The sequence below is a fragment of the Cerasibacillus terrae genome, assembly GCF_008039555.1.
In the GTDB taxonomy this organism is placed as follows: Bacteria; Bacillota; Bacilli; order Bacillales; family Amphibacillaceae; genus Cerasibacillus; species Cerasibacillus terrae.
On the sequence record NZ_VDUW01000002.1, the window covers coordinates 316912 to 343464 of the forward strand.

The window sequence follows — 26553 nt, forward strand, 5'->3', positions numbered from 1 at the left end:
CTTGGTAAATTGAAACAGAGTCACAGGAATGAAATTAAGTTAAGAAATAAAGGAGGATAACAAATGCTACCAATTGGCACTATAATCTATTTAAAAGAAGGAACGAGTAAGATCATGATTTTGAATCGTGGTCCTATTATTGAAATGGATGGCGAACGCGCTATGTTTGATTATTCAGGTTGCTTTTATCCTCAAGGGTTAGTACCTGAAAGAGTGTTTTATTTTAATCACGAAAATATAGATGAAATTGTGTTTGAAGGATATAAGGATAATGAAGAAGAACGTTTTCAAAAGTTGTTTGGCGAATGGAAGGAAGAGAATGAAGGAAAATTTAAAGCTGGAAAAGTGACAGAGCCCTTGAAACAACTGATTAAAGCTAATTTAAACATGTTTAAATGAATCCATACATCTTGTATGTATGGTTTTATTTTTATTACTAGATACAAATACACTGATTGTCACCAGCATTTTTTATTTTCTTATATTAAACGTATAACCTTTATCGGAACACACAGAAAATATTGTGGACGAGTTAAATATCTTAGACGAATACGGTGTTTCCCAGCTTGAACAAACGAAACAAGACTTAGATACGATGTTGAATTATTTGACAGAGATTGAATCTAAATTCCAGAGCGGGGATTTGTCGATTCGAAATTTCGATGTAAAGGCAATCCAAGGACTTGAATCCTTTCAGACGATTCAAGACAGTATTTATAACAAGAATCAGGAAACGATATCGGGATTGTATGGTGATGATTTCGCGAAGATGCCGATGTCTGAGATTGAGAAGAGGAAGAATACAGAACTAAAAGGATTGAATGATAAAGGAAAAACAATACTAAATCATGCTTTTAAGGATTTGCAAGAGGGAAATATTGATAGAAAAGAATACTTGAATATTCTAAAGGGACTTAAAGAATTCGAGGCCAATGTTAAGAAAGGTAATGAAGAAATTGATATATCGGAAGCGCTTGTTAACTATATAAACGATAATAAAGGCGGTATTGGTAGCGATGTTTATGGTTTGTTAATGGCGCATAATTTACATAATCAGGGATTTGAGATAGAAAAGTATGAAACAAAAGGAAAGGGAATGGTTAGGTATCGTGTGCACAACCCAGAAGCGATTGGGATAAGTAAACCTACTAAAAGAGACACTAAAATATACGATAGTAGGTACATTAACCAACAAGTTAAGAAAGGAAAACATGGCGATAATATTCGTATAGCTGATAAGGTCCATTCTAAAGCAGGTGCAATTAGTGGTTTAAAAAGTAAAGCTGGATGGGCTGGAATTGCAATTGACACGGGATTAAATATTAAGGAAAATATTAAAAATAATGAATCAACATCTAGAATTATAGGCGATGCTGGAGTTGATGTCGGTATTGGGGCTGTGTCTCTAGTTGCTGCAGGATTTACTACTGCGGCGTTTATCGGTACCTTAGGTGTTCCAGTTATTATAGGCTCTGTTGCAGGTGTTGTTGCTTCATCTATCATATCTATAAGCTTAAACTGGGAATGGAAGTCAGGTAGCATATCAAAAAAAATAAAAGATGGTGTTCACAGTTCCGTTAATACAGTAGCGGGATGGTTCAAATAAGGATCTTAAACTAGGAAAGGAAAGATGTTGAGAATGAAAATACAGTCAAACATACAATATAAGCAATTACCATCTTTCGTAAAAGAACAATTAAGCTTTGCAGACCCTGAACGTGTAAAATGGGATACAATTGCTTTCATACTATTTTTATATGATGCTCCTTTAGGATTATCATTTCTCGCACTACCGAAAATGGAATTTGTATGGTTGATTATGCCATTTGCACTTATATTAAATATTTGGTGGTTACGCTTGTTAATTAAAAATCCATACTCTACTCAATTTGAAATGATTAGATTTATAGGAGTATATGGGGTGTTTGGTGCAATCACATTTTTTATTATGTTGCAGGCTATTTCTTATTATTCAATGAATATTCATTCAATCATGTACTATGTCCTATTAAATCTGGCCATTTTAGTCAGTTCTTATATCATAATCAAATATCAAATTGTGAAATATAAAGATATACATTTGAAACTAGAGCAAAAGGAAAAAAAGAAAATAACTTCAAAAGACAGCGCAGTGATTGCAATAACCCCAGTTTTAGGATTGATGGTTGGTCGATTCGTAGGTAAAACAGAAGTATTAAAGTATTATTATGTTCTTGCAGTTGATGTTTTTTTAATTCTAATATTTGTATATGCTGCCGCCAAGTTTATCCATAGGTACTTTTTCATGAAAGCAAATATGCGTTTTGTCTCATATGAAGAGCCTACAAAAAAAGAAAAGAAAAAACTGATTGAAAAAGGAGTGGAGTTTAAATAATGGAAGCACTATTACCAAATGGTTCAATTGTTCTATTAAAAGGTGGAAATAAGCGATTAATGATTTATGGTAGAAAACAAATTGTTACGGGAGAAGGAAACGAAGAAACTCAAAAAGAATCAATTGCAGGAACAATGTTTGATTATCTTGGTGTTCCGTATCCAGAAGGCTATATTAACCAGGATTATGCGTATGTTTTTAATCACTCTGATATCATTGATATTATTTTTCGAGGGTATGAGGATGAAGAAGAGGAAGATTTTCAGGAAATCTTAAAAAAGGCTTAATTGTACGTGAATTAGTTCATATAAAATATGATAATACGAAGCGTAATACTCCTTATTTTAAAGCGGAGGTATTACGCTTGTTTTTGCAGTAGACAAAGGAGACGACTAAATTATTCATAAATCTTGAGTTAGCCGCTTCTACAGCTGGGAAATGAAGAATCAACATCTAGAATCATAGGAGATGCTGGAGTTGATGTCGGTATTGGGGCTGTGTCTCTAGTTGCTGCAGGAGCTGTTACTGCAACGGCTATTGGTATAGGAGGTGCTCCGTTTATTGTGGGTGCGATAGTAGGTTTTGGAATTTCTACATTCATATCAGTAGGCTTAAACTGGGAGGGGAAAACAGGAAAAAGCATATCAAAAAAATTAAAAGATGGTGTTCACAGCACTTTTAATACGGTAGCGGGATGGTTCAAATAAGGTTCTTAAACTAGGAAAGGAAAGATGTTGAGAATGAAAATAAAGTCAGACATACAATATAAGCAATTACCATCTTTTGTAATAGAACAATTACGCTTTGTATACCCAGAAGATGTAAAATGGGGTTTAGCAACTTTTGTACTCGTATTATATGATATCCCTTTGGGGGTATCATTTATCGCACTACCGAAAATGGAACTTGTATGGTTGATTATGCCATTAGCACTCATTTTACACATTTGGTGTTTACGGTTAATGATCAAAAATCCATACTCTACTCAATTTGAAGTAATTAAATTTATAGGAGTATATGGAGTCATTGGTGCAATCACACTTTTTATTATGTTGCAGGCTATTTCTTATTTTACAATGAATATTCATTCAATCATGTACTATGTCCTATTAAATCTGGCCATTTTAGTCAGTTCTTATATCATAATCAGATATCAAATTGTGAAATATAAAGATATACATTTGAAAATAGAGCAAAAAGAAGAAAAAAAAGAAATGTTAAAATATAACACAGCACTTACGGTATTTCCGGCATTAGGATTGGTTTTTGGTGGACTGGTAGGTAAAACAGAAATATTAAAGTATTATGTTGTTATTGGATTAAACATTTTATTTATGTTGTTGTTTATCTACTTTGCCGCCAAGTTTATCCATAGGTACTTTTTTATGAAAGCAAATATGCGTTTTGTCTCATATGAAGAGCCTACAAAAAAAGAAAAGAAAAAACTGATTGAAAAAGGAGTGGAGTTTAAATAATGGAAGCACTATTGCCAAATGGGTCTATTGTTCTATTAAAAGGTGGGAATAAGCGACTAATGGTTTATGGAAGAAAGTAAGTGCAAGCAGAAAAAAAGGTAACGTGGGATTATGTAGCATGTCCTTATTCGCAAGGACATCTATCAGATGATACAAATGACCTTTTTAATCGTTCACATATAAAAAATGTTATGTATAAAGGGCTTGAAACAGTATATTATAGACAGATTAAATTTTCATCCTTGTTATTACTATCATCCATTCTTTGTTTTATCATCTTATATATTTCCTTCCAGATGGTGGTTCTTTGATGGTGTTGGTTTAAGTGTGGTGGCAGGAGCCCATATTTTGTTTTTGTCAAAAACACGTTATCAATTATACAAAAATCGAATAGATTTAAAACTAGATAAAGACGAGCCGTATTCGATGCACTAGTAGATACAATTTTTATGAATTTAGGCAGGTTGAAAGGGCGAAAAAATAACGTCAAAACATCATATACATGAGGTGATTGTTGATGAAAAAAGCTCTTAATATGGTTTTAGGTGTAGTTCTGATTATACTTTTAACTGGTTGTTTGAAAGATAGCGACGTAACAGATGAACTAATAGAATATCATAATAATTATTGGATTACTTATCAAGTCATGAAAGAAAATAATATAGAAAGTGAAATGTCAGCAATCACTTCTTTTTTATTAAAAGATGATTTACAAGCTATTAAAACTCTCTTTGAAGAAGATGTCCTGCCAAATATAGATGAATTAGTTAATTATTTAGAAGGCATTGAATTAGAGAACAAAGAATTAAAGCAATTAAATCAATTACAGATAGAAATTGAGTTATCTATGTATGATAAATATGAAGAGTTGATTGAAGAAATCGATAATAAAAATGCAAAGAAGATGGAAGTGAAAATAATGAATTTCTATATACTAGGGGAAGAACAAGATAATGAATTTGATGAAAAAAGAGAAAAGTTAATGGATAAATATGATGTTAAATGGATTAAGGAATATGACGAAGATGGTAATACTATAAAGAAAATGCAAAAAAAAGATAATTAGTATATTAGTGATGTTATGGACGATTGGTTCGCTATTTACACTTATGGGGATAAGATTATGATTAACTTTTCAAAAGAAAAAGTGATGTTTGGATACGTAAGGTTTTTCAAAAAGCATGAATGAATAGATCATAATAATTTCTATTAGGTTTGGAACGAATTTTACACTTCGATTTTTTCAAAAAAAATAGTAGATGTAATTTCTTATCTACTAATTCTCGTTTAAAACGTTCCTTTACTGATTTGCTCTTTTAAAGTTTCGATATTCTTGACTATATTTTTAGATGCTTCAACGTTAGCTTCAATCGCCCCTCCTTCTTCTTGGGACAGTTGGTAAATAATATCAGAAAATACCATTTCGGTTTTCTCTAATACAAATTGGGAAGCGGCATTGTATAAAGCTACATTTGAAAAGTTATTTGAAGCAAAAATGGCAGTATCTATATATGGTAAAAGGTCGTTTGTGATATTTGGTAGACCCATGATTAATCGAGCGACTGCTTTTCTCAAATCCTCTACTTTATTTTCTAAATCAACAATGGGTTGCTTTACCTCATTAACGGCATTTCTAACTTTACTTTTGAAATCTGTAAATAAATCAATGATAAGGCTAGCTGGATTACCGTTTAATACAATGGATGTGGTAGAGTTGATTGCAAATAAGACACTCTCTAAAGCTGTTTCAACTGCGATAAGTCCTGCTTCAATGGTTATTAGAACGGGTACTATTTTTCTTGTCACATGTAAACTTAGTTGACCACGTGCCATTTCGATTTGAATTTCCTTTATTTTCATACCAAGTCCCAAATATGGGGATTCATCTAGAGTGACGGGATCTACGGGTGTGATATCGGTATTGGGGGTATCATGTGTTCCATTTGAAATGGCATTGCCTAGTTTGTTATCTGTTTCTTCAAATACATCGGCAATATCTCCAACTTGCATACTGTATTGTTTTAATTGCTGTAGGAGTTTATCTTTATTTGTTTGAACAATTTCATAATGTGCATTTAGTTCCCCAGAAACAGCATCAATAAAAAAGTCTGTTCCACCTTTGAATAAATCTGGGATGATATCGTTAAACATATTGGATACAGCGAAAATAAAATCATTTATAGTTTGTTGGACGGTATTTAACGCTAATCTTACAGGAGATATTAAACTTTCAACATTTATATTTGTATTCGATACATATTCTATAATTTCCATCGGTTTTGAATCCAAAATAATATTTAAGAATCCAAGCTTTCCTTCAATTATGTCTACGATATCAATTAATCCATCAATTATAGTTATAATATAGTTGCCACTACTTGCTATATTATTAAAAACAGGGTGAAGTGCAATTTGTTCGATAAGTAATTGAAGTTTTTCCTGTAGATATTCCACTCGTTCTTGGAATTTTTCATGTTCATATTCTACGATTTCCCTACTATTATTAATGTATTCACTTATCTCATGAAATTCATTACTATTTATATTTGCGATACCATCGGCTAAATTTCGCATCGCATCAGCGTCAATTTTAATTTTTGTGGAAGGTCCACCATGCAGTGATTCGCCTGTAAAAAGACTTGTCGCAATATAAAAGTCTGCTGCAATTCGAATCGTTCCGTAACCAGGGTCATTGATAGATTCACCAATCTGAAAATTGTTTGGATCATTTCCTTTTAGATATCCAGTGTGATTGGTGATAAACATGTCTAAATGTTGTAAGCCATGATTTATTTTATAATGTTCTCCTGGTATTCGACCCTCAAGCCTTAGATGTTCTAAAGTCCCTGTTAAAATATCATATGTTCCCATATAATTGACAATATTGTCGTATTCCTTGTCTTTCAACAACCCATAAGGTAATAAAGCTGGATTTAAGGTAACAGAGCGAACATTTTCATTCTCCACAGCTACGGCATTTGCCAATGCCCCACCTAGGGAATTCCCTGTTACATGGGTAACCGTGCCAACATCTTTATATTTATCCTTTACATATTCATAATAATCAACTGCATCTTGGAGTTGCTGTGGCGGATCTTCATGAATAAGCTTTGCATTCGTCTCAATCCAGTCTTCCTTTGTTTGTTCACTTCCGACATATGCAATGACAATTTCATCAGAATCTACCTTTTTAAGTGCGATAGCATCTAGACCGGAATTGTTGTGGAAACCATCTCCATTTGGTGTGATGTCAATTAATTCATACTCGTTTCCGTTAACGGAAATAAACTTATCAATATCATCCCGGTTGTAGGCGTGATTACCAGCTATCTGTACTAAATCAGCATCGCTTACATCAGATGATTTGATGGTAGAGTTCAATTGCTTGTGATTAATATCAGAAGTATTACTAGTGTCTACCTGTTTTATATTACTCGTCGTACTCATTTATTTGCTCCTCCCTTTTAATTCTTAATAATTTGATCTGGTGTTTTTTTACTTAGTGTTGTATTTTTTCTTCCAGAACCTCTCATTTGATCTATCTTATTATCATTTAAATATATAGAGTATGACCCTTTAGGAAGGTCTTGCATTTTCTCAATGTCATGAGTAATTGTATCGAATATTTCTTGATCGGGTTTTACGTCTTTTTCTTTCATAAAAAAGTCCATAGATATATTTATATATTCAGGATTGACTGGATTTTTAGTGAAAAACTCCTGTAAATCATCTATATTCATTTTGGGGTTTTCTATATACTCATCAAATAACTTTTTAAATGTATCTCCAGCAACAGATATAAAGTAGTGTGGTGTTGCATACCCGTGTACGATATTGGTATTTTGTAATGCTTCCTTATTTTTTCCTACAATGGGATATTTCTTTTTTAAACTTTGTATATAATGATCTAAATTACTAAATTCCTCTTTATTGTACATAACATATAATCCACTTTTAATCCCTTGCTCCACTTCTCCTTCTAGTGTGAATATCTGGTCAGTCGCAACTGTTTTAGAATTAAAATCAACTGGAACAATGGCAAATGTGTAGAAAAACGGTTCATTCTTGGATTCTACCGTGACAGATACGGCGTCTTTCGCACCAATGAAATGATTTACTTTTACTTCTGTTTTATAATTTTCTAGGAAAAATTTCTCGACTGCTTTTACAATTTCTCCCTTTTGTTGCTTGGCAATGTCAACCGCTTCTTCCTGGCCACCTCTTAATGTATACCCCTCTCCATCATAGTCTTGCACACTTACGTACTGTTCCTCTTGGTTCTGTTGATCGGTTACGTTGTTCGTTTCTTCTTTTGTATTTTCCAAGTTAAAACACCCTCCTAAAAGTAATGTACTGCATGTAATTACTAAGATAGTAGCTTTCTTCAATATATAAACCTCCCACATTCTATTTATTTATATATATTTTAACTTACTCCTTTCATTTAATTTTTAATTATTTTCTCCGGGTAGTTTCCGCTGATTCCGTTTTTGCCTAGTGCACTATGTCTGTTTATCTCGTTTTCATATATGAATAGTGAATAAGAACCATGCGGAATATTTGTTTTTCTTTTAATATCATTGACAATCATCTCAAAAATCTCCTGATCAGGTTCTATATCACTATCTTCCATAAAGAGATTTAATGTAATCGTAATATATTTAGAATCAATTGGATTATCTTTTAGAAATTGTTGCAAGTCTTGTTTATCTAAACTAGGATTATCCATGTATTTCTCAAATAATAGATTAAATGTCTCACCTACTGGAGTAACAAAATAATAAGGTGTTGCATAGCCGTGTATTGAATTTGTGTTTTGAATCGCCTCTTTATTCATTCCTATAATTGGATATTCTTTATCTAGAGTTTGTAAGTAGTTATCCAAATTAGAAAATTCCTCCTCATAGGCCATCACATATAGTCCACCTTTAATTCCTTTCTCTACTTCTCCTTCCAGTGTAAAAACTTGATCTGTAGCAACTGTTTTAGATTTAAAATTAACTGGTACAATGGCAAATGAGTAGAAAAACGGTTCATTCACGGATTCGACTGTGACAGATACAGCATCTTTCGCACCAATGAAATGATTTACTTTTACTTCTGTTTTATAATTATTTAGGAAAAATTCCTCGACTGCTTTTACAATTTCTTTTTTATGTTGTTTGGCAATGTCAACCGCTTCATCTCGGCCACCTCTTAACGTGTATCCTTCGCCATCATAGTCTTGCACACTTATGTATTGTTCATCTTCTTGATTCTGTTGTTTAGTCGCTTCTTTTGAGTTTTCCATGTTAAAACACCCTACTAAAAGGAGTGTACAGCATGTGATAAACAAGGTAGAAGTTTTATTCAAGATCGAAACCTCCTAAAGTATCAATTCAAGAGATAAGTATTCATGAACTGGTAATGAATTTATTCCTCACAGTATTGCCGGTTATAAAATATTCGCTTTCCTTATCTATTCTTTAATAATGCTATCAGGGTAGCTAACGCTTATTGCATTTTTCCCCATGGCTGTCTGTTTATTAATATCATTATCATTTAAAAAAATGGAATATGAACCTTTGGGGATATCCGCCATTTCTTTAATATCTTTAACAATCATATTAAAAATCTTTTGGTCAGGTTCCACATCTTTTGCTTCCATAAAGAATTCAATTGAAATAGTTATATATTCAGGATCAATTGGATTTGAAATAAGAAATTTCTTAATCTTCTTTTTGTTTATCGTAGGGTTTTTCATGTATCTATCGAACAATTCATCCATGGTATATGATCCGATTGATATAAAATAGTAAGGCTTAGCATATCCACGTATGATATTTGTATTTTGAATAGCTGTTTTATTTATACTTATAATAGGATGCTCTTTTTCAATTTTTTCGAGATACTTATCTAAGTTAGAAAATTCCTCTTCATAAGCCATGGCATATAGGCCCGTTTGGATATCTTGTTCTACTTCTCCTTCCAGTGTAAAAACTTGGTCAGTCGCAACTGTTTTAGATTTAAAATCAACTGGAACAATGGCATAGGAGTAGAAAAATGGTTTATTCACGGATTCGACTGTGACAGATACAGCATCTTTCGCACCAATGAAATGATTTACTTTTACTTCTATTTTATAATTTTCTAGGAAAAATTTCTCGACTGCCTTTACAATTTCCTCTTTATGTTGTTCGGCAATGTCAACCGCTTCTTCCTGCCCACCTCGTAACGTGTATCCTTCACCATCATAGTCTTGCACACTTATGTATTGTTCATCTTCTTTATTTCTTTGCTTTTCCATTTCCGCATTTTCATTTTCTTGGTTAAGGCATCCTCCTAAAAGGATCATACAGCATGTGATACAGAAGATAGTATTTTTTTTCAAAATGAAGCCCTCCTGAGCTTTTGTGGTGTAATCCTATAAACACTCTTTTTATTTTTTTATAATTTTGTTTGGTGATTTTCTACTCAGCGTATTATCCTTCTTTCCAGATCCAGTTTGTGCATTAATAAAATTATCGTTTAAAAAAATAGAATAGGATGCTTTAGGAAGGTCTTTCATACTTTCAATGTCATGAATAATCTTGTCAAAGATCTCTTTATTTGGTTCTACATTTTCTTCTTCCATAAAAAGGTTTATAGATATATTTATACCCTTAGAATCAATTGGAGTACGCTTGAATAGCTTTTTAACTTCACTTTTACTCATAGATGGTTCGTTTATATATTCATCATATAATTCATCCAACGTATAGGATGCTGATGAAATAAAATAAAATGGTGTGGCATATCCACGTATATTGTTAGTGTTTTGATAAGTTACTTCTAATCTACCGATAACTGGATATTTACTTTTCATATTTTCTAAATAACGATCTAAGTTAGAAAATTCCTCTTCATAAGCCATGGCATATAGGCCTGTTTGGATATCTTGCTCTACTTCTCCTTCCAGTGTAAAAACTCGGTCTGTCGCAACTGTTTTAGATTTAAAATCAACCGGAACAATGGCATAGGAGTAGAAAAATGGTTCATTCACGGATTCTACCGTGACAGATACAGCGTCTTTCGCACCAATGAAATGATTTACCTTTACTTCTGTTTTATAATTATCTAGGAAAAATTCCTCGACTGCTTTTACAATTTTCTCTTTATGTTGTTTGGCAATGTCAACCGCTTCATCTTGACCGCCTCTTAATGTGTATCCTTCGCCATCATAGTCTTGCACACTTATGTATTGTTCATCTTCTTGATTTGGTTGTTTTGTTTCTTTCTTTGTGTTGTCTACGTTAAAACATCCTCCTAAGAATAATACACCGCATGTAATGAACCATATGGTTATCTTTTTCAAAGTTAATACCTCCTCATCCACCGAGTTCCTTTGTCGTGTGGATGTTCATAAATGGTTGTGAGTTTGTTTCACTCTTTTATAATTTCATCTGGAGTTTTCCTGCTTATTGAATCTTTTGCCAGAGCTGTTTGTTTATTAATATCATTACCATTTAGGAATATTGCATAAGAACCCTTTGGAATGTCCGTCATTTCTTCAATATCATTGACAATTATGTCAAATATTTCTTGGTCAGGTTCGATATTTTTTTCTTTCATGTAAACTTCAATCGTAATTGTTAAGTATTGCGGATCGATTGGATTTTGATTAAAAAAATGCCGCAACTCTTCTTTGTTCATTTTGGAATTATTTGTATACACATCAAATAATTCTTTAAATGTTTCTCCAAAGGGTGAAACAAAATAGTGGGGTGTTATATAACCACGTATAATATTTGTGTTTTGAATTGCCTCTTTATTTATACCTATAATTGGATATTCCTTCTCCAAAGTTTGTAAGTAGTTATCTAAATTGGCAAATTCCTCCTCATAGGCCATCACATATAGTCCACCTTTAATCCCTTTCTCCACTTCTCCTTCCAGTGTAAAAACTCGGTCTGTCGCAACTGTTTTAGTATTAAAATCAACCGGAACAATGGCAAATGTATAGAAAAATGGTTCATTCACGGATTCGACTGTGACAGATACAGCATCTTTCGCACCAATGAAATGATTTACCTTTACTTCTGTTTTATAATTATCTAGGAAAAATTCCTCGACTGCTTTTACAATTTTCTCTTTATGTTGTTTGGCAATGTCAACCGCTTCATCTTGGCCACCTCTTAATGTGTATCCTTCGCCATCATAGTCTTGCACACTTATGTATTGTTCTTCTTGATTCTGTTGATTGGTTACGTTGTTCGTTTCTTCTTTTGTGTTTTCCAAGTTAAAACATCCTACTAAAAGGATGGTCGTACATATGAATAGGTATAAGTTTTTCAAGATTGCAGACCTCTCATTTCATGTGATTAATGGAAAATGTAGTTAAGAATATATAAATAAATACAAAAGAGAATATTCGGATATTAAAGTGTATACTAAAATATTACCGTATTATGAGTGGTAATCAATAGTGATTTTGGAAAAAATGTATTCTTTAGAATAAATGATTCTATTGAACTAGTTCTAATTATGGGTATTTTTTACTGAATCGAAAGACTCATTTTTGGAAGAGTTGGAAAATTGTATAGATAAATTTGAAAAAAGAATCTATAATAGAATCAAAGTTTAAAGGAGGTTTTACCAAATGGCAGGACTTATTCGTGTAACACCAGATGAATTAGAGCGCGTTGCCGCAGAGTACAGAAAAGCAGGGGGCGACATTGAAGGAATTCTTGGTCATATTGATGGTCTAATGGTGAACTTAGATGGTGTTTGGGACGGTGAAGCTAAGGGAGCGTTTTTCGAGCAGTACGATGAGTTGAAAGAACCCTTTAGAAGAATGCATGAATTGATGGAAGAAATTCATTTACAACTAGACTCTACTGCTAATGCTCTGCGTGGTGCTGATGCTGATATAGCAAGCCAGATTCGTAGATAATTATTTCTAAAAATAAAAGGCACCATAGTATGTCCATACTGTTGGTGCCTTTTTATTTATTAATAAATTTCAAGTTAAAAGTGAAGCATCAATACGGAGGATGAATATGTATATAGAGCTGACAATCGATGTAAAGCACCAAACAAGGCCAACATTTGATATTAGATTATCAAATCAACATTCTATTAAAAAGTTGGTTGATATTGTAAGTCAAATACTTAATGAAGAGATACAGATTAGTGATGGATATTGGATAAGGGTTCAAAATAAACAACGAGTTTATACTGGAAATCAGACATTGAAAGAATGTGGAATAACAACAGGAGACCGTGTGGAAATATTGTAATATGATACATATTTTTATAATGAATAAAAATCCAAACTTGGTTGATGAAATTGCAGCTAGGAAATTGCATAAGCAGGAGGATGTTTAGATGGATGATAAATCGATACCATACTTTAATAAAAGGACGGAAGCAAGTATAGACTATGAAGAAAAGTCTATCATCATTTCATTACATAAAGCGAAAGTGAGATTGCATGACCAGATAGAAATTGAATTATTAAAACATATTAACCCAGCATTAAAAAAAGAAATAGAAATAGATGATGATCAATTAAAGATACATATTTCCCCTCCTGGATATTTTGAACAGTTTATTGAAATACATAAGAAAAGTAAGTTTGCTAAATGGCAGCTATCATTTAATTTACTTAATACAGTAGAAAATCACTCATTAAAAAGATTAAAAGTTATCGTCTGTCCCAATAATATATTGATAGATAGTGGCTTAATGCCACATTTTTTACATTATGGAGTAAAAGAAAGTATTCCTCCTTATGAAGACCAAGATGACATTACATGGCATGAAGTAAAGGCCGCGATTGCTAGTATAGTAGACGATAAATATGATTTCGAAACATATTTTTCTCATTATGAAACAATTGATTTATCTGATATGGCTAAACAGATCATGTATGGAAAATCCTATGATCAATTACGGACATTTATAACAAAGCAGTTAAAAAAAGAGGAAAAATTAGAGCAAAGTATAGAGAGAGTTCCAAGGAAAAAATGGAAAACCTACAAGTATAGTATATTAGCACTTTCCATATTATTTATCCCAGCGGTAATCTATGTCATTTTTACCTTGTTTTTTAAAATTCCCGAGATGCAATCATATGTGGAAACGAATAAATATTTTTTACAAAAGCAGTATAGTTCTGTGATGGATGAAATGGAAAACTATAAACCTGAAAAGATGCCATATGTTGTGCAATATCAATTAGCAATGTCGATTATTGAGAATGAAACACTGACAGACGAACAGAGAAAAAATATACAAAAAACAATCACATTACAAACAGATGATAGATACTTTTTATACTGGATTTACATAGGACGGTCTGAATTTGAAGAAGCAATTGATATAGCAAAAAGGTTTGAAGATAGAGACTTAATTTTGTATGGATTATATAAAAATCGCTTAGCTGTTCAGCGGGATCCGGACTTAAAAGGGAAAGATAGAGAAGAAAAAATAAAAGATATCGATTCTGAAATAGAAGAATATGAATCAGAAATAGAAGAAGAGCAAGAAGAATTAGAACGTGAACAAGAAGAGGAATTAGAAAAACAAAAAGAATTAAATAAAGAGAAATCGGCTGAAGAAGCGAAGAAGAACGAGGATGAAGCGGACACCTCTAAGAAAGATAAAAAGGGAGAAAAAAAGGATAAAGAAAAATAAATAACTTTTATCATTCATGCATAGGAAGTGACAATCATGAGTATATTATGGATTTATTATGATCAGTTATGTTACTGTCATCCACTGTCCATAGAGGATCAAGAGGAAATTACAATTGGAAATAATCTAAAACATACGATTTCATTGAGATCATTTCCTTTAGACTCAGCTATAAGCATTCAAACCATTGATAATGAAAGACGATTACAAATTACTTATGAAGGAAATGTATTGGGGGAAGTTCAAGATCAAACACCTTTAGAAGTAAAAATAGATGCGTCTTTGTTTAAATTTCTTTTAGATGTATCACCACAGAAGGAAAAACATTATTATTTAGGTAATCAGACGGAGATACATATTCCTGTGGCTAATCACAGTGAAGACCATAAGAGCACATGTTTTTCCTTAATCAAAGTGAAGGATCAGTGGATTTTACAACCAAATCATAAGGAAATTTATATTAATGGTCACCAAATGAAGGATATGTACGAATTACAACTTGGGGATGTGGTGTATTATCCATCAGCAACGATGGTTCTAATTGAAAATGATGTCATGATGGTGAAGGGAAATAAAGCTTCTAAACTCCCTTTATCTCCCGTTAAATTACCAACATCTGTGTTAAAAGAAAAGTATCCTAATTACCGGCGAACACCGCGAATGATTTATGATTTACCAGAGGAGAAAGTGAACTTCTCATTTCCTGATAGAGAAGCGGAAAACAATCAACGGGGTTTATGGATTATGGTTTTACCGCCCTTAGTGATGTTGATTGTAATGGGGGTTATTACAATGATTCGCCCCCGAGGTATCTTTATTTTAATGTCGATTGCTATTTTTACAATGACAATTATCACATCTTCCGTACAATACTTTAAAGAAAGAAAAAGGGTAAAAGAAAAAAACATAAAACGTAAAGAATTATATACGAAATACTTAAAAGATAAACAAATGGAACTCCAAAAGCTATACGATAAACAACGTGATGTACTGTACTATCATTTTCCTTCATTTGAAAGGATGAAGTATTTAACAAGTGAGATAAGTGATCAAATATGGGAACGTACCATAACGAGTCATGACTTTTTACATATTCGGGTAGGTAGAGCTACGGTACCTGCAAGTTATGACGTATCATCTCAACGGACGGAAATGACGAATCGAGAATTAGATGATTTACTAGAAAAATCGCAAGAACTTATTAGACATTTTAAAGAGGTGAAAAATGTTCCATTAACGATTGACTTATTTACAGGTTCAACAGGTATGATCGGTAAGGAAACAATTGTTAAGCGGGAGATTAGACAGATTATCGGACAGTTAGCCTTTTTCCATAGTTATCATGATGTACGGTTTGTCGCCATATTTAATGAGGATGAATATGAAGAATGGGAATGGGTTAAATGGTTGCCACACTTTCGTTTGCCACATGTTTATGCAAGAGGACTTATTTATAATGAGCAAACAAGGGACCAATTACTTTCATCCATTTTTGAATTATTGAAGGAAAGAGAACTTGATGAAGAAAAGGATAAAAAGCGTTTTATTCCACATTTTGTTTTTATCATCACGAATCGTCAATTAATATCAGAGCACTCTATTTTGTCATTTTTAGAAAGTGGAGACCAAGAGGAAATAGGGATTACAACCATTTTTGCAGCAGATAGAAAGGAAAGCCTTTCTGAAAATATAAATACCCTTGTCCGATATAATGATGACAAACATGGTGATATACTGATCCAAAACCATAAGGCTAAACATACGCCATTTGAATTAGACCCGCACACAACAACTGGAAATGAATCATTTGCTCGTACACTATTTTCTCTAAATCATGAATTAGGGATGAGTGATTCTATTCCAGATAAAGTAACATTTATGGAGTTGTTTGAAACAGATGAAGTAAAAGAATTGGAAATCCAGAAAAAATGGGCAGAAAACAAATCATCTAAGTCACTTGCTGTACCAATCGGATTAAAGAGTAAGGATGATCTTGTTTATTTAAATTTACATGAAAAGGCACATGGTCCCCATGGTTTATTAGCTGGAACAACTGGTTCGGGGAAGAGTGAGTTTTTACAAACATATATCTTATCATTAGCCGTTCATTTCCACCCTTATGAAGTTGCATTTTTACTTATTGACTATAAAGGGGGAGGCATGGCTCAACCATTTAAAAATATTCCACACTTACTTGGAACGATAACGAATATTGAAGGAAGTAAAAACTTTTCCAAACGTGCTCTAGAATCAATCAAAAGTGAATTAAAACATCGACAACGACTCTTTGACCAATTCGAAGTGAATCATATAAATGATTATATGGATTTATATAAAGAGAATGTCGCAAATGAGCCTCTTCCGCATTTGTTTTTAATTTCGGATGAGTTTGCTGAATTGAAAAGTGAAGAGCCAGAATTTATTAAGGAATTAGTAAGTGCTGCTCGTATTGGAAGAAGTTTAGGTGTTCACTTAATCCTAGCAACACAAAAACCAGGTGGGATTATTGATAATCAGATTTGGTCGAACTCCCGTTTTAAGGTAGCACTGAAAGTACAGGATGAAAGCGATAGTAAAGAAATACTGAAAAACGGTGATGCAGCACATATCACTGTCACCGGACGTGGATATTTACAAGTTGGAAATAATGAAGTATATGAATTATTTCAGTCAGCTTGGAGTGGTGCACCATATGAGAAGAATATTGTTTCTACAGAAGATGAAGTAGCTTTAGTGACAGACTTAGGGTTTGTACCACTATCCGAGGTAGCTACAGAAGATGATACTCGAAAGTCAAAAGAGACAGAAATAGACGTAGTAGTTGAAGAGATTGCTAAAGTCACGGACGAACTTCAAATCAAAAAGGTTCCAAGTCCATGGTTACCACCATTACCGAATCGAATAATTGCAAAAGAGGATAAAATCAATCAGCCAAATCAATTCATGATCGCTTTAACAGATGAACCAGAACTACAGCAACAAAATCAGTATCTTTACAAAGCGGTGGAAGATGGAAATATTGGGATATTTGGTTCAGCAGGATATGGTAAATCGATGACCATCCTTACTATTTTATTGTCTATGGCGAGAAAATACTCACCTGAGAAATATCAGTTCTATATATTTGATTTTGGTAATGGGGCACTACTTCCTTTGAAAAATTTACCACATACAGGTGATTATTTTCAAACAGATGATCTAAGAAAAATAGAGAAGTTCTTTAACATGATTCATAAAGAAATGAATAAGAGAAAAGAGCTTTTTCAAGAATATGTCGTCAATAATATTGCTTTATATAATGAGATTGCACCTGAAAAACTTCCAATCATCTTTGTTACTGTTGATAACTTCGACATTATTAGAGACGAAATGATTGATTTGGAAAGTGAGTTTATACAGTTGTCTCGTGATGGCCAGTCATTAGGAATATATTTAATATTAAGTGCAACTCGAAATGGCGCAGTCAAACATGCGTTAATGGGGAACTTAAAAACAAGAATCCTTCATTATTTAATGGATGCAGGTGAGAAAACGGTCATCATTGGAAAGACACCGTACGAAATTGAAGCCATACCAGGTAGGGCTTATATAAAGAAAGAGGATGCATTTCTTTCTCAGATTGTTTTACCAATTGAAGGACAAACAGATGTAGAAATGTTAGAAAATATGAAGCATGAGGTGGAAGTGTTACAAGCACGTTATCAAGATGCGAAAAAGCCATTTTCTATTCCGATGCTTCCTAACAAATTGAATTTCATTACATTTACGAAGAAGTACGAATTAAAGCAAACACTAACTAAATTTGCTATTGGTCTCGATGAAGGAAGTGTACAACCAGTCTATATTGATTTTGACAAGCATAAACAGCTAATTGTAATGGGGGATGCTGGGAAAGGAAAAACGAATATCCTTCAATTAATCATTCATCAAATGCTTACAAATCCCGAAACGAAAATTGGACTTTTTGATTCGATTCAACATACACTTTCTGATTATTCAGATGAAAAACAGATAGATTATATAGAAACAAAAGATAAATTCAGTAAGTGGATAGAGGATGTAGAAGAAGAGCTAGAAAGAAGGGATAATGCATACCGCGAAGTAATAAGTGGAAAAAGAGATGCTGTATTGAAGTTCCCACCACTGATGTTGATGGTTGATGAGGTTGGTTATTTTAAACAGAACATAAATAAGGCAGATGAAACCAAATTAATTCATATGATAAAAAATAAAACACATCTTGGTTTTTGTTTTGTCGTAACTGGTTCAGCGAATGATGTCGCAAAAGGTTTTGATCCATTAACATCACAGATGAAACAAATCAAACAGGTCATCTTGTTGATGAGAAAGTCTGATCAATCCTTTGTACATTTACCGTATGTTCGCAATGAATCTGAATTAAAACAAGGGTTCGCATATTATGTCTTAAATAATTCTGATAGAAAAATTTTAATCCCCGAATATAACCTAGAAAGGGTGAGTAGTACAATATGAAGACGAAGAAAACAATAGGTTTAATGATGAAACTTCTGATTATTTTAGTTATCCCATTGTTATTATTTCGCTATGTCGATAGTCAGCCAACTAATGTGAACGTATCAGATGCTGAGGAGAAGAAAGGTACTAGAGATATAGCGGTAGTTAATGAAGATAACGGTATTGTGATGAGTAGTGAAGAAGTATTATTAGGAAATGAAATTCCAATTCTACTGAATGAAAAGGAAGAAAAAGATTATAATTGGACAGTGGTTCAAAGAAGTACAGCAGAACAGGGTTTCAATGATAGAACATATGATGCAGTTGTGTATATAACTTCGGACTTTACAGAAAGAGTCATGTCCTTTAAAGAGGAAAATCCGGACAAGGCTAATCTCAATTATGTCATTCAACCGTATTTAGATGCTAAAAACCGTCAACGAATACATCGAGAAATGGCTAATGCCGAAAATATTATTAGCGAAAACATGTCAACTATATATTGGAATTATGTTTCAGAAGAGATAAAAAATATCCGCGAGCATTTTGATAGTATTTTAGAAAAGGAAATTGCCTTCCAAAATGCAATGTACTCTTTTTATGCACCATCTTCCAAAAAGATGGCTGAAGAAATTGGACAACATAAAAAGGTCCTAGAATCAATTTTAAATCAGACGGACAATATTAACGAAGTGTCTAAAGGAAATATAGACATGGGTATGGAAGCAGAAAAGGAAATGAATCTTTTCGCTGAAGCATTAGGTAAATATAAGGAAGCACAGCAAACACAACAACAATCACTTCATGAGTTTTTAGTAGAAAACAAAGAAATTATTCATAAAGGAATTCAACTGAATGACCAATTGATGAAAGCGGGAATTCAAGACCTCAATACGGCACTGGGTGATCATGCTGCCCAAAATATGGCATATAATCATGCATTTCAATCCTATTTTGGTGATATGAGAGGAACCATTCAGAAAAGCAAAACCAATATTAAACAGTGGTCAACCAATACAGATAAAATTTTTGATCAGCAACAAAAACATTTAGAAGACATTGTTGTGAACTTTAGTGAAGAATATTTGAATCGTTCCTTTGCAAAGAATTTAGATGAATCCACGGAAGCTTTGGACAGTTCAATAAATGAGATATTAGAAGCGAACCAGGAAGCTGAATTTATTGTCCCAGTAGAACCTGAGGATGGAAATGCACTTTCATTCCGTGAATTAGAGAGGTCTTTCAAACATTTGGGTAAGGAAATCGATAGATTAAAAAGGAAATTAGAGCCTGTTGATCAACCAATAGATCAGCCCGAAGTACCAGAAGAACCGGGGGAACCTGAAGAACCGGGGGAAAATCCAGAAGAGAAACCTGAAGATCCACCAGGAGAAGAACCTGGAGATGAAACAGAAGTTCAAGTGAGAAATGGTGAAGGTGAAGGACAAAGTGGAGAAGGAACCACAGGGTATGAGGAAGATTGGCAGCCTTTATTAAATCAGTATCAACTAGCAGAAAATGAACTAAAAACGCTCATAGAAAATTATGACACAGAAGAAACAGTGGCTAACTGGAAAAATTACGCCGCTGATTTGCTAAAGATTAATGAAGATCTACAACGAAATAAGGACAAAACAAAAGGAAAATTAAATCGAAAAGTTAGTGACTTACAAAGAAAAATATTAAACTTCTACAAACGATTCAATAAGGATGAATACGATAGATTTGTTTTAGAATTTGAAAAGGTAAATAAAATTTCAGAAAATAGATCGATCGAACATTTAATCGATTATGCTGAGAGTTTGACAGAACATCACGTCGTTTTAGAACAAAAGCTAGAAGTTGATAGAGAGCTCATTCAAGACATTATAAGATCCAATGAAAAAATCGGGGATACGCATTACAATATGATGGAATGGTATCGAGAGAATAAAGCATTTGAAAAGAATATTCGAGGTATATTAGGAATTCCGTTTGATATTGATTCGGAAAAGGAAAATCAGAACCGAGTGAAAAACTTCTCCTCACTTGTCCAAGATGCAGAAAAGTCTTTAGAACAATACAGTGAAAGTTTAGAAGGTAATAAAGAACAAATGAATACATTATTAAACGGATTAACAGAAGAAGTGGAGAATGTTCTAGCCGGATTAAGTGAGGATAATGCAGAAACATTCGAATGGGAAGAATCTCCTGCATTACAGTATGTGGATGAGCATGTACCTGTAAATATTCATAACATCTCACAGTCATCATTTGAACAGTTAGCACAACTTGTCAGTTCACTAGATGAAAATCAAGATACTATGATCCAATCAACCACTGAATTACAAGTAAAAGTAGGCGATGTTCAGAAGGAATCCGATGACTTAAATAATAGATGGGAACAGAATGTCTCTGCAACAAAGAAAGTCCATGACGATGTATATGAAGTTTTAGGCAATACGATTGTAGATGGACAATCAAATCCTTTAGTATATAACTATTTATCAAATCCGGTTAATGTAGAAGGAAAAGTAGATGGAAAGGTAATGTCAAAGAAGGAAGAGAGAATACCACCTGTTGTGATGTTACTCATCATTTTAATTAGTGGCTTACTTGTAGGTTCAATAAGTAATTATTATTCCAAAATGAATTATTACGCACAAAGTGGCTTATTTATCATGTTGAACTTAGCAATCGGGCTAATTATTAGTGTTTATAGTATCAATCTCTATCATTTAAATGATGCTCAAACCATTAAATGGACCATCTTGACATTATTATTATTGTTTGCGATATCCAATATTGTCCGTGGAGGATTTTTTATTCATACATTTGTAGGTTGGTTAGCAAGTATTGGAGTTATCATCTTTTCCGTAACACCGTTATTAAATATTGCAGTTCCAGAATTCCAATTTAATAATCCAATTGCAGATGTATATATCGGTTTACAATATAATACAAATACACCTTACCTAGCCGCTGTAAGTTTACTAGCATTAATTGTGATTCTAGTTTCTGTATTTGTATATACCTATCAAATATTGACAAATAAACATGAAAAGGTAGATCAGGATGAAGAAATTTCTGCTTAGTTTTCTATTCATTTTCATCCTTTGTGGTTCCGGATTTGTAGATGCTGCAGCTCCTGATGATGTGGAAAAACCAGAACCAAATATATACCAAAAAAAAGATGTGGAATTAAATATTAATTTACGGGATCGCATAAATAAAAAGGAACAGATTTCCGAAAATCAGCAAGAACTAACATTTGAACGTAATAATCAATCAGACACGGATGAAATGAAAGAAATGCTATTTCTAACAACATCAAAAGAAGAAACAAACGTCATCACAGCAAAATTAGAAAAAATAGGACTCTTCACAAACCAAGTCCAAGAAACACCACTAAAAGACGAAGAAGAGCAAATTACAAACACCACACCCTACCTACTTTACACCCTAACCGGGCTAGTGGTTGTAGGGTGCCTGGCACTTCCCGTATTTTGTCGAAAATTGTTCTAGGGTTTGGGTGTGCAGGGCGGTGCCTGTGCAGTGCAGGGCGGTGCCTGTCATTTCCCGAATTTTGTCGAAAAGAATAATGTGCCTGGGCAATCCAGAAAATATGCTGAGATAAAATAGGTGAATTGAAGAATAGTTTTTTATCTAGTAGGAGGTGCTTTCATTGAAAGTCCTAGATGTTGATGTTTTACAATCTGGTATAGATGATACGTTAAAAGATATTGACAATCTACAAGGTCAGATTTCTGCAGTACAACGAGCAGTCCGTGATTTTGCAGGATTAGATGATGCGTTAAGTGGAAAGGGCGGTGAAGCTATCCGGTCGTTTTATAATGATTTCCACCAGCCTTTTCTTATCTTCTTACATCAATCGCTAACAGACTATCAACATACATTGACCGAATTAAAAGAAGCGGTGGAAACATTTGAACCAAATGCAAATGGCTACGTTAGTCAGGAGTTTCTAGAAAACGATGTAAAAAGTGGCCTGGATGATGTGAAAACAACGGCGATTGACTTTACATCCGAGGCAAATAGTATCATTGGTAGTGTCCAAGACATCGTTTCCATTGAAAAAATAGATGAATCCGAAGTAGTGGATAATGTTCAGCGTGGGAAAGAAAAAGCAGACCATATTGTGGAAGAATTAAACATCCTAGATGAATATGGCGTTTCCCAACTCGAACAAACGAAGCAAGACTTAGATACGATGTTGAATTATTTGACAGAGATTGAATCGAAGTTCCAGAGTGGAGATTTGTCGATTCGAAACTTCAATGTAAAAGCAATCCAAGGACTTGAATCATTTCAAATGATTCAAGACAGTATTTATAACAAGAATCAGGAAACGATATTGGGACTATACGGTGATGATTTCGAGAAGTTGCCGATGTCTGAGATTGAGAAGATGCATGCTAATGTATTAGGAGATTTAGTAAAAGACGAAAAAGTTATATTAGAACAGGCCTTTCATGCTCTGAAAAATGGCGAAATAGACAGAAAAGACTATGCTAACCTTTTAAAAACAATCGTATATAAAGATGAAAAAATGGATGAAAAAGTGGAATCCTCTATTTGGGATAAGATTAAAGGAGGAACTGCAACGGTTGGAAGAACGCTGAAAGGTGCAGGATTGGGAATATATGATGTCGGTAAAGACACAGTTGTAGGAATCTATGATATGATTACAGATCCTGAAGGAACAGCTGAATCACTATATCAAGCGGCTAGTCACCCAATCGATACAGGTAAGTACATTGCTCAAGCAATTTCTGATTCATATAAACGTGATATGATTAACGGGGATGCAGAAAGCCGAGCCCATTGGGTAACTTACGCATTAGGAACAATTGTCGGTACAAAAGGAGCAGGAACTGCCACAAAGGCAGGTGTTGCGACAACAAAAACAGCTGCTAGAAATGCTGGGAAACATGTAAAAAATGTGAACTTATCAAATTTGTTTCCTTATGCCCCGCGATACCAATTCGCACCAGCGGGACCAGTTCCTTATAATGTTGTTGATGGTATGAATTTGAAAGAACAATTGATGATGTTCTCCAAGCATTTTCTTGATAAAAAGAAAACAAAGCTAAAGCCAAATATTACCTATCGAGCAGGAGAATTTGATTATTTATACAAAACAGACCAGTTTGGTAGAATAAAAGAATGGGTTGCAGAGGACTTAAAATTAACAGATAGAGAAAATAGATTATCCCACAATCCAAATACTCCTGGTAAACAACCTGGTGATCACGCTGGGCATTTAGCAGGAGACCGATTCGGTGGATCACCTGATCTTGATAATTTGGTTTCCCAATTAAGTGAAGTTAACCTAAGTCATTATAAAAAAATAGAAAATCAATGGGCTGATGCAATAAAAGATGGAAAGCATGTTACAGTAAACGTTGATGTGAATTATGATGGAGCGAGATTGAGGCCTGAAAGTTTTGATATAAAATATATGATAGATGGAAAAGCGTATTTTAGAAACATAGACAATTGAAGGGAGTATTCTATATGACAAAGGAGTTTGAAGACTATCTTTCAGAATTACAAACAGATATGGTATTAATTTGCTCGGAATATATTGATAATCGAGCTAATGATATATATATATATTGTTCTTATGAACCAAACATGTATGCTTTTGATTTTTTCTATAATATTAATGAAACAATCTTAGAAAAACATCAAGTTAACGAAATGAACAGCTCTAAGTATGCATTTGATATATCACAAGAACGACAATTTAAAGCCATGGATATAGGAATTGATAATTTGAAAAAAATTCATAAGATATGTAAAAAGTTTCACTGGGATATGCCAACAGAAATAAAGTTACATTACAATGTAAAACAAAATCATTTAAAAGCTAAATATAAATATGAATTAATCTATTCAAATGACGAAACTTTACTACCGGATGATGTTTTCAATCAATGGATTGAAGAAGTTAAAAACAAAATAGAAGGGTAATTAAAACAAGACCTTGTTTTGAAAAAGTTTGTAGGGTGCCTGTCACTTCCCGAATTTTGTCGAAAAGAATAGCACACGAGGGAACTTATGTGCCTGGGAAATGGGCAATTAGCGATTTTGCAGGATAGATGATGCGTTAAGTGGAAAGGGTGGTGAAGCAATCCGGGCATTTTATGATGATTGCCACCAGCCTTTCTTTATTTTTTCCATCAGTCTTTAATAGACTATCAACATACATTGACCGAATTAAAAGAAGTGGTGGAAACATTTGAGCCAAATTCCAATTGCTACATCAGCCAAGATTTTCTAGAAAACGACGGAAAAAGTGGTCTGGAAGGAGTGATAGGAATATGTAAAGTAAAGTACTTCATTACCCCTTTTATAGCACTATTACTTATTGGTTGTAATGCCAAAGTAACCGAAGAAGATTTAATTGGTGATTATTGGGTACCTACTGCGGGATACAAAGACGGTGAACCAAAGGGAGAGCCTTATGGTTCTTCTGTTATCAGTGAGGCACTAAAGTTTAAAGATGAGAATACTGTTTATGTTGAAGCATATGATAGAGATTTTACATATGAGTAAGAAAAAAGAAAAGAGGGAATGATTATTAGTTTTAGTAGGAATGATTTGGGTCTTTACCTTAACTATTATATTGATAAAATTAGTGAAAATGAAATTGGTTTGAGGGGAGTAGAGGAGCTTCAAGAAAAAGAATCATGTTATTTAGAGCGACAAAAGGATAAAGAATAATGAAGGTAATTTTTAACTGAGTGAGGGAACGAAGAACTGAATATGGGGAAGTGAGAGTGAAATGAAATATCCTTATTCTTTCAAGAGAGGGCCTCATGGTTTTTTAATGATTGAATTACCGAAAGAAATAGAGTTGTTCTCTGATTTTATCGAGCAAATTGCATTGGAAGAAGAAGCAGATGAATTTATTGATATTATCGATAAAGTTATAGACGGCACACATGATGAATACGAGATATTTTTTAATGCACCAACAGTTACCATCAAACCCGATTTTACAACTGTATTTAATGAATTTTTAATCGATCCGCCATTTGAACAAAAAATAGAAACAAAAGAATTTCGGAAACTAATATTGATTTGGAAGGAAAGTCTGTAGGGTGCCTGTCACTTCCCGAATTTTGTCGAAAAGAATAGCACACAAGGGAATTTATGTGCCTAGGAAATGGGCAGTTAGCGATTTTGCAGGATAGATGATGCGTTAAGTGGAAAGGGTGGATAAAGATGCCTAAAGTATTTGAAGATTATTTCTCAGAACTACAAGCGAATATGGTAGCAGTTTGTTTGGAATATGTAAAACATAAAGCAAATGATATTTATATTTATTGTTCTTATGAGTCAAATGTATATGTATTTAATGTTTTCTTTGTAATAGAAAATAATGTTTATCGTAAACATAAATTAAATACCATTTTAAATGAGATTGATACATCAATAGATAGACAAGAAGCATTATTAGATTTTGGGATTAATAATTTAGAAGCACTCCATAATAAATGAAAAGATTTTAAACGTAAAATGCCGACTGAAATGAAATTACATTACGATGTTCAAAGTAATAAA

At 33.3% G+C, this 26553-nt stretch carries 23 protein-coding genes and 2 pseudogenes; 19 read left to right on the forward strand and 6 right to left on the reverse strand.

All coding sequences use genetic code 11. The features are described 5' to 3' along the window. Nucleotides 1-63: 63 nt before the first annotated feature. From FHP05_RS04900 to FHP05_RS04940, 8 genes and pseudogenes are all read left to right on the forward strand, one after another. A complete protein-coding gene (locus tag FHP05_RS04900; protein ID WP_147666124.1) occupies nucleotides 64-399 on the forward strand; it encodes a DUF4176 domain-containing protein in 336 nt (111 codons plus the stop codon). A 124-nt stretch (nucleotides 400-523) separates the two neighbouring features. Then, nucleotides 524-1606, forward strand: coding sequence for a hypothetical protein (locus FHP05_RS04905; RefSeq protein ID WP_147666125.1), 1083 nt, complete (start codon nucleotides 524-526; stop codon nucleotides 1604-1606). Between the two features lie 33 nt (nucleotides 1607-1639). Continuing rightward, a complete protein-coding gene (locus FHP05_RS04910) occupies nucleotides 1640-2374 on the forward strand; it encodes a hypothetical protein (RefSeq protein WP_147666126.1) in 735 nt (244 codons plus the stop codon). After that, a complete protein-coding gene (locus FHP05_RS04915) occupies nucleotides 2374-2661 on the forward strand; it encodes a DUF4176 domain-containing protein (RefSeq protein WP_147666127.1) in 288 nt (95 codons plus the stop codon). Before FHP05_RS04910 ends, FHP05_RS04915 begins: the two co-directional genes overlap by 1 nt. A 210-nt stretch (nucleotides 2662-2871) precedes the next feature. Beyond that, the gene (locus FHP05_RS04920; protein ID WP_147666128.1) at nucleotides 2872-3081 is read left to right on the forward strand and encodes a hypothetical protein; all 210 of its coding nucleotides are present in this window, start codon (nucleotides 2872-2874) and stop codon (nucleotides 3079-3081) included. Nucleotides 3082-3114: 33 nt separating this feature from the next. After that, entirely contained in the window at nucleotides 3115-3849 is a 735-nt protein-coding gene (locus FHP05_RS04925; RefSeq protein ID WP_147666129.1) for a hypothetical protein, read from the forward strand. After that, nucleotides 3849-4160 (forward strand): annotated as a pseudogene (locus FHP05_RS04935) (DUF4176 domain-containing protein). The gene FHP05_RS04925 and the pseudogene FHP05_RS04935 overlap by 1 nt, the downstream one beginning before the upstream one ends. Nucleotides 4161-4366: 206 nt before the next feature. Next, a complete protein-coding gene (locus FHP05_RS04940) occupies nucleotides 4367-4915 on the forward strand; it encodes a hypothetical protein (RefSeq protein ID WP_147666131.1) in 549 nt (182 codons plus the stop codon). A 221-nt stretch (nucleotides 4916-5136) separates the two neighbouring features. Here FHP05_RS04940 and FHP05_RS04945 read toward each other — a convergent pair whose 3' ends face one another. The 6 genes from FHP05_RS04945 to FHP05_RS04970 all read right to left on the reverse strand — a co-directional run bounded on the left by FHP05_RS04945 (nucleotide 5137) and on the right by FHP05_RS04970 (nucleotide 12105). Next, on the reverse strand, nucleotides 5137-7296 hold the full coding sequence (locus FHP05_RS04945) for an SA1320 family protein (RefSeq protein ID WP_147666132.1): 2160 nt from the start codon (nucleotides 7294-7296) through the stop codon (nucleotides 5137-5139). Between the two features lie 17 nt (nucleotides 7297-7313). Beyond that, nucleotides 7314-8174, reverse strand: coding sequence for a DUF1672 family protein (locus FHP05_RS04950; protein ID WP_191126239.1), 861 nt, complete (start codon nucleotides 8172-8174; stop codon nucleotides 7314-7316). A gap of 119 nt (nucleotides 8175-8293) precedes the next feature. Beyond that, nucleotides 8294-9139 (reverse strand): DUF1672 family protein, encoded by an 846-nt coding sequence (locus tag FHP05_RS04955; RefSeq protein ID WP_147666134.1) that lies wholly within the window; start codon nucleotides 9137-9139, stop codon nucleotides 8294-8296. Nucleotides 9140-9307: 168 nt separating this feature from the next. Continuing rightward, nucleotides 9308-10219 carry a DUF1672 family protein gene (locus tag FHP05_RS04960; protein WP_147666135.1) on the reverse strand — a complete coding sequence of 304 codons (912 nt, stop codon included), beginning with the start codon at nucleotides 10217-10219 and terminating at the stop codon, nucleotides 9308-9310. Between the two features lie 48 nt (nucleotides 10220-10267). Continuing rightward, nucleotides 10268-11182 (reverse strand): DUF1672 family protein, encoded by a 915-nt coding sequence (locus tag FHP05_RS04965; protein WP_191126240.1) that lies wholly within the window; start codon nucleotides 11180-11182, stop codon nucleotides 10268-10270. 68 nt (nucleotides 11183-11250) lie between these two features. Then, complete coding sequence (locus FHP05_RS04970) at nucleotides 11251-12105, reverse strand: DUF1672 family protein (protein ID WP_191126241.1); 855 nt, start codon at nucleotides 12103-12105, stop codon at nucleotides 11251-11253. A gap of 361 nt (nucleotides 12106-12466) precedes the next feature. Between FHP05_RS04970 and FHP05_RS04975 the strand changes: the two genes are divergently transcribed. From FHP05_RS04975 to FHP05_RS05030, 11 genes and pseudogenes are all read left to right on the forward strand, one after another. Next, nucleotides 12467-12760 (forward strand): WXG100 family type VII secretion target, encoded by a 294-nt coding sequence (locus tag FHP05_RS04975; RefSeq protein WP_147666138.1) that lies wholly within the window; start codon nucleotides 12467-12469, stop codon nucleotides 12758-12760. A gap of 106 nt (nucleotides 12761-12866) precedes the next feature. Further along, entirely contained in the window at nucleotides 12867-13106 is a 240-nt protein-coding gene (locus FHP05_RS04980; RefSeq protein ID WP_147666139.1) for an EsaB/YukD family protein, read from the forward strand. An 88-nt stretch (nucleotides 13107-13194) separates the two neighbouring features. Next, on the forward strand, nucleotides 13195-14505 hold the full coding sequence (essB, locus tag FHP05_RS04985; protein WP_147666140.1) for a type VII secretion protein EssB: 1311 nt from the start codon (nucleotides 13195-13197) through the stop codon (nucleotides 14503-14505). A 36-nt stretch (nucleotides 14506-14541) separates the two neighbouring features. After that, a complete protein-coding gene (gene essC, locus FHP05_RS04990; protein WP_147666141.1) occupies nucleotides 14542-18999 on the forward strand; it encodes a type VII secretion protein EssC in 4458 nt (1485 codons plus the stop codon). Next, nucleotides 18996-22055: a type VII secretion protein EsaA gene (gene esaA / locus FHP05_RS04995; protein ID WP_147666142.1), complete on the forward strand. Its 3060-nt coding sequence runs from the start codon at nucleotides 18996-18998 to the stop codon at nucleotides 22053-22055. The genes essC and esaA overlap by 4 nt, the downstream gene beginning before the upstream one ends. Further along, nucleotides 22036-22485, forward strand: a complete 450-nt coding sequence (essA, locus tag FHP05_RS05000; protein WP_147666143.1) for a type VII secretion protein EssA — start codon at nucleotides 22036-22038, stop codon at nucleotides 22483-22485. Before esaA ends, essA begins: the two co-directional genes overlap by 20 nt. Nucleotides 22486-22645: 160 nt before the next feature. Then, nucleotides 22646-24484, forward strand: coding sequence for a T7SS effector LXG polymorphic toxin (locus FHP05_RS05005; protein WP_191126242.1), 1839 nt, complete (start codon nucleotides 22646-22648; stop codon nucleotides 24482-24484). A 14-nt stretch (nucleotides 24485-24498) separates the two neighbouring features. Continuing rightward, the gene (locus FHP05_RS05010) at nucleotides 24499-24957 is read left to right on the forward strand and encodes a DUF600 domain-containing protein (RefSeq protein ID WP_147666145.1); all 459 of its coding nucleotides are present in this window, start codon (nucleotides 24499-24501) and stop codon (nucleotides 24955-24957) included. Between the two features lie 160 nt (nucleotides 24958-25117). After that, nucleotides 25118-25542: pseudogene (locus FHP05_RS05020) on the forward strand (T7SS effector LXG polymorphic toxin). 229 nt (nucleotides 25543-25771) lie between these two features. Next, a complete protein-coding gene (locus FHP05_RS05025) occupies nucleotides 25772-26089 on the forward strand; it encodes a tRNA-Val4 (RefSeq protein WP_147666147.1) in 318 nt (105 codons plus the stop codon). Nucleotides 26090-26214: 125 nt separating this feature from the next. Further along, nucleotides 26215-26490, forward strand: coding sequence for a hypothetical protein (locus FHP05_RS05030; RefSeq protein WP_147666148.1), 276 nt, complete (start codon nucleotides 26215-26217; stop codon nucleotides 26488-26490). The last annotated feature ends 63 nt before the right edge of the window (nucleotides 26491-26553 follow it).

Bases quoted from the DNA above. Each gene is read 5' to 3' on its own strand.
- FHP05_RS04925 (WP_147666129.1), top strand. From the start codon at position 3,115: ATGAAAATAAAGTCAGACATACAATATAAGCAATTACCATCTTTTGTA.
- essB (WP_147666140.1), top strand. From the start codon at position 13,195: ATGGATGATAAATCGATACCATACTTTAATAAAAGGACGGAAGCAAGT.
- esaA (WP_147666142.1), top strand. From the start codon at position 18,996: ATGAAGACGAAGAAAACAATAGGTTTAATGATGAAACTTCTGATTATT.
- FHP05_RS04900 (WP_147666124.1), top strand. From the start codon at position 64: ATGCTACCAATTGGCACTATAATCTATTTAAAAGAAGGAACGAGTAAG.
- FHP05_RS04940 (WP_147666131.1), top strand. From the start codon at position 4,367: ATGAAAAAAGCTCTTAATATGGTTTTAGGTGTAGTTCTGATTATACTT.
- FHP05_RS04910 (WP_147666126.1), top strand. From the start codon at position 1,640: ATGAAAATACAGTCAAACATACAATATAAGCAATTACCATCTTTCGTA.
- essC (WP_147666141.1), top strand. From the start codon at position 14,542: ATGAGTATATTATGGATTTATTATGATCAGTTATGTTACTGTCATCCA.
- FHP05_RS04955 (WP_147666134.1), bottom strand. From the start codon at position 9,139: ATGGAAAACTCAAAAGAAGCGACTAAACAACAGAATCAAGAAGATGAA.
- FHP05_RS04975 (WP_147666138.1), top strand. From the start codon at position 12,467: ATGGCAGGACTTATTCGTGTAACACCAGATGAATTAGAGCGCGTTGCC.
- FHP05_RS04915 (WP_147666127.1), top strand. From the start codon at position 2,374: ATGGAAGCACTATTACCAAATGGTTCAATTGTTCTATTAAAAGGTGGA.
- FHP05_RS04945 (WP_147666132.1), bottom strand. From the start codon at position 7,296: ATGAGTACGACGAGTAATATAAAACAGGTAGACACTAGTAATACTTCT.
- FHP05_RS05025 (WP_147666147.1), top strand. From the start codon at position 25,772: ATGAAATATCCTTATTCTTTCAAGAGAGGGCCTCATGGTTTTTTAATG.
- FHP05_RS05030 (WP_147666148.1), top strand. From the start codon at position 26,215: ATGCCTAAAGTATTTGAAGATTATTTCTCAGAACTACAAGCGAATATG.
- FHP05_RS04980 (WP_147666139.1), top strand. From the start codon at position 12,867: ATGTATATAGAGCTGACAATCGATGTAAAGCACCAAACAAGGCCAACA.
- essA (WP_147666143.1), top strand. From the start codon at position 22,036: ATGAAGAAATTTCTGCTTAGTTTTCTATTCATTTTCATCCTTTGTGGT.
- FHP05_RS05010 (WP_147666145.1), top strand. From the start codon at position 24,499: ATGACAAAGGAGTTTGAAGACTATCTTTCAGAATTACAAACAGATATG.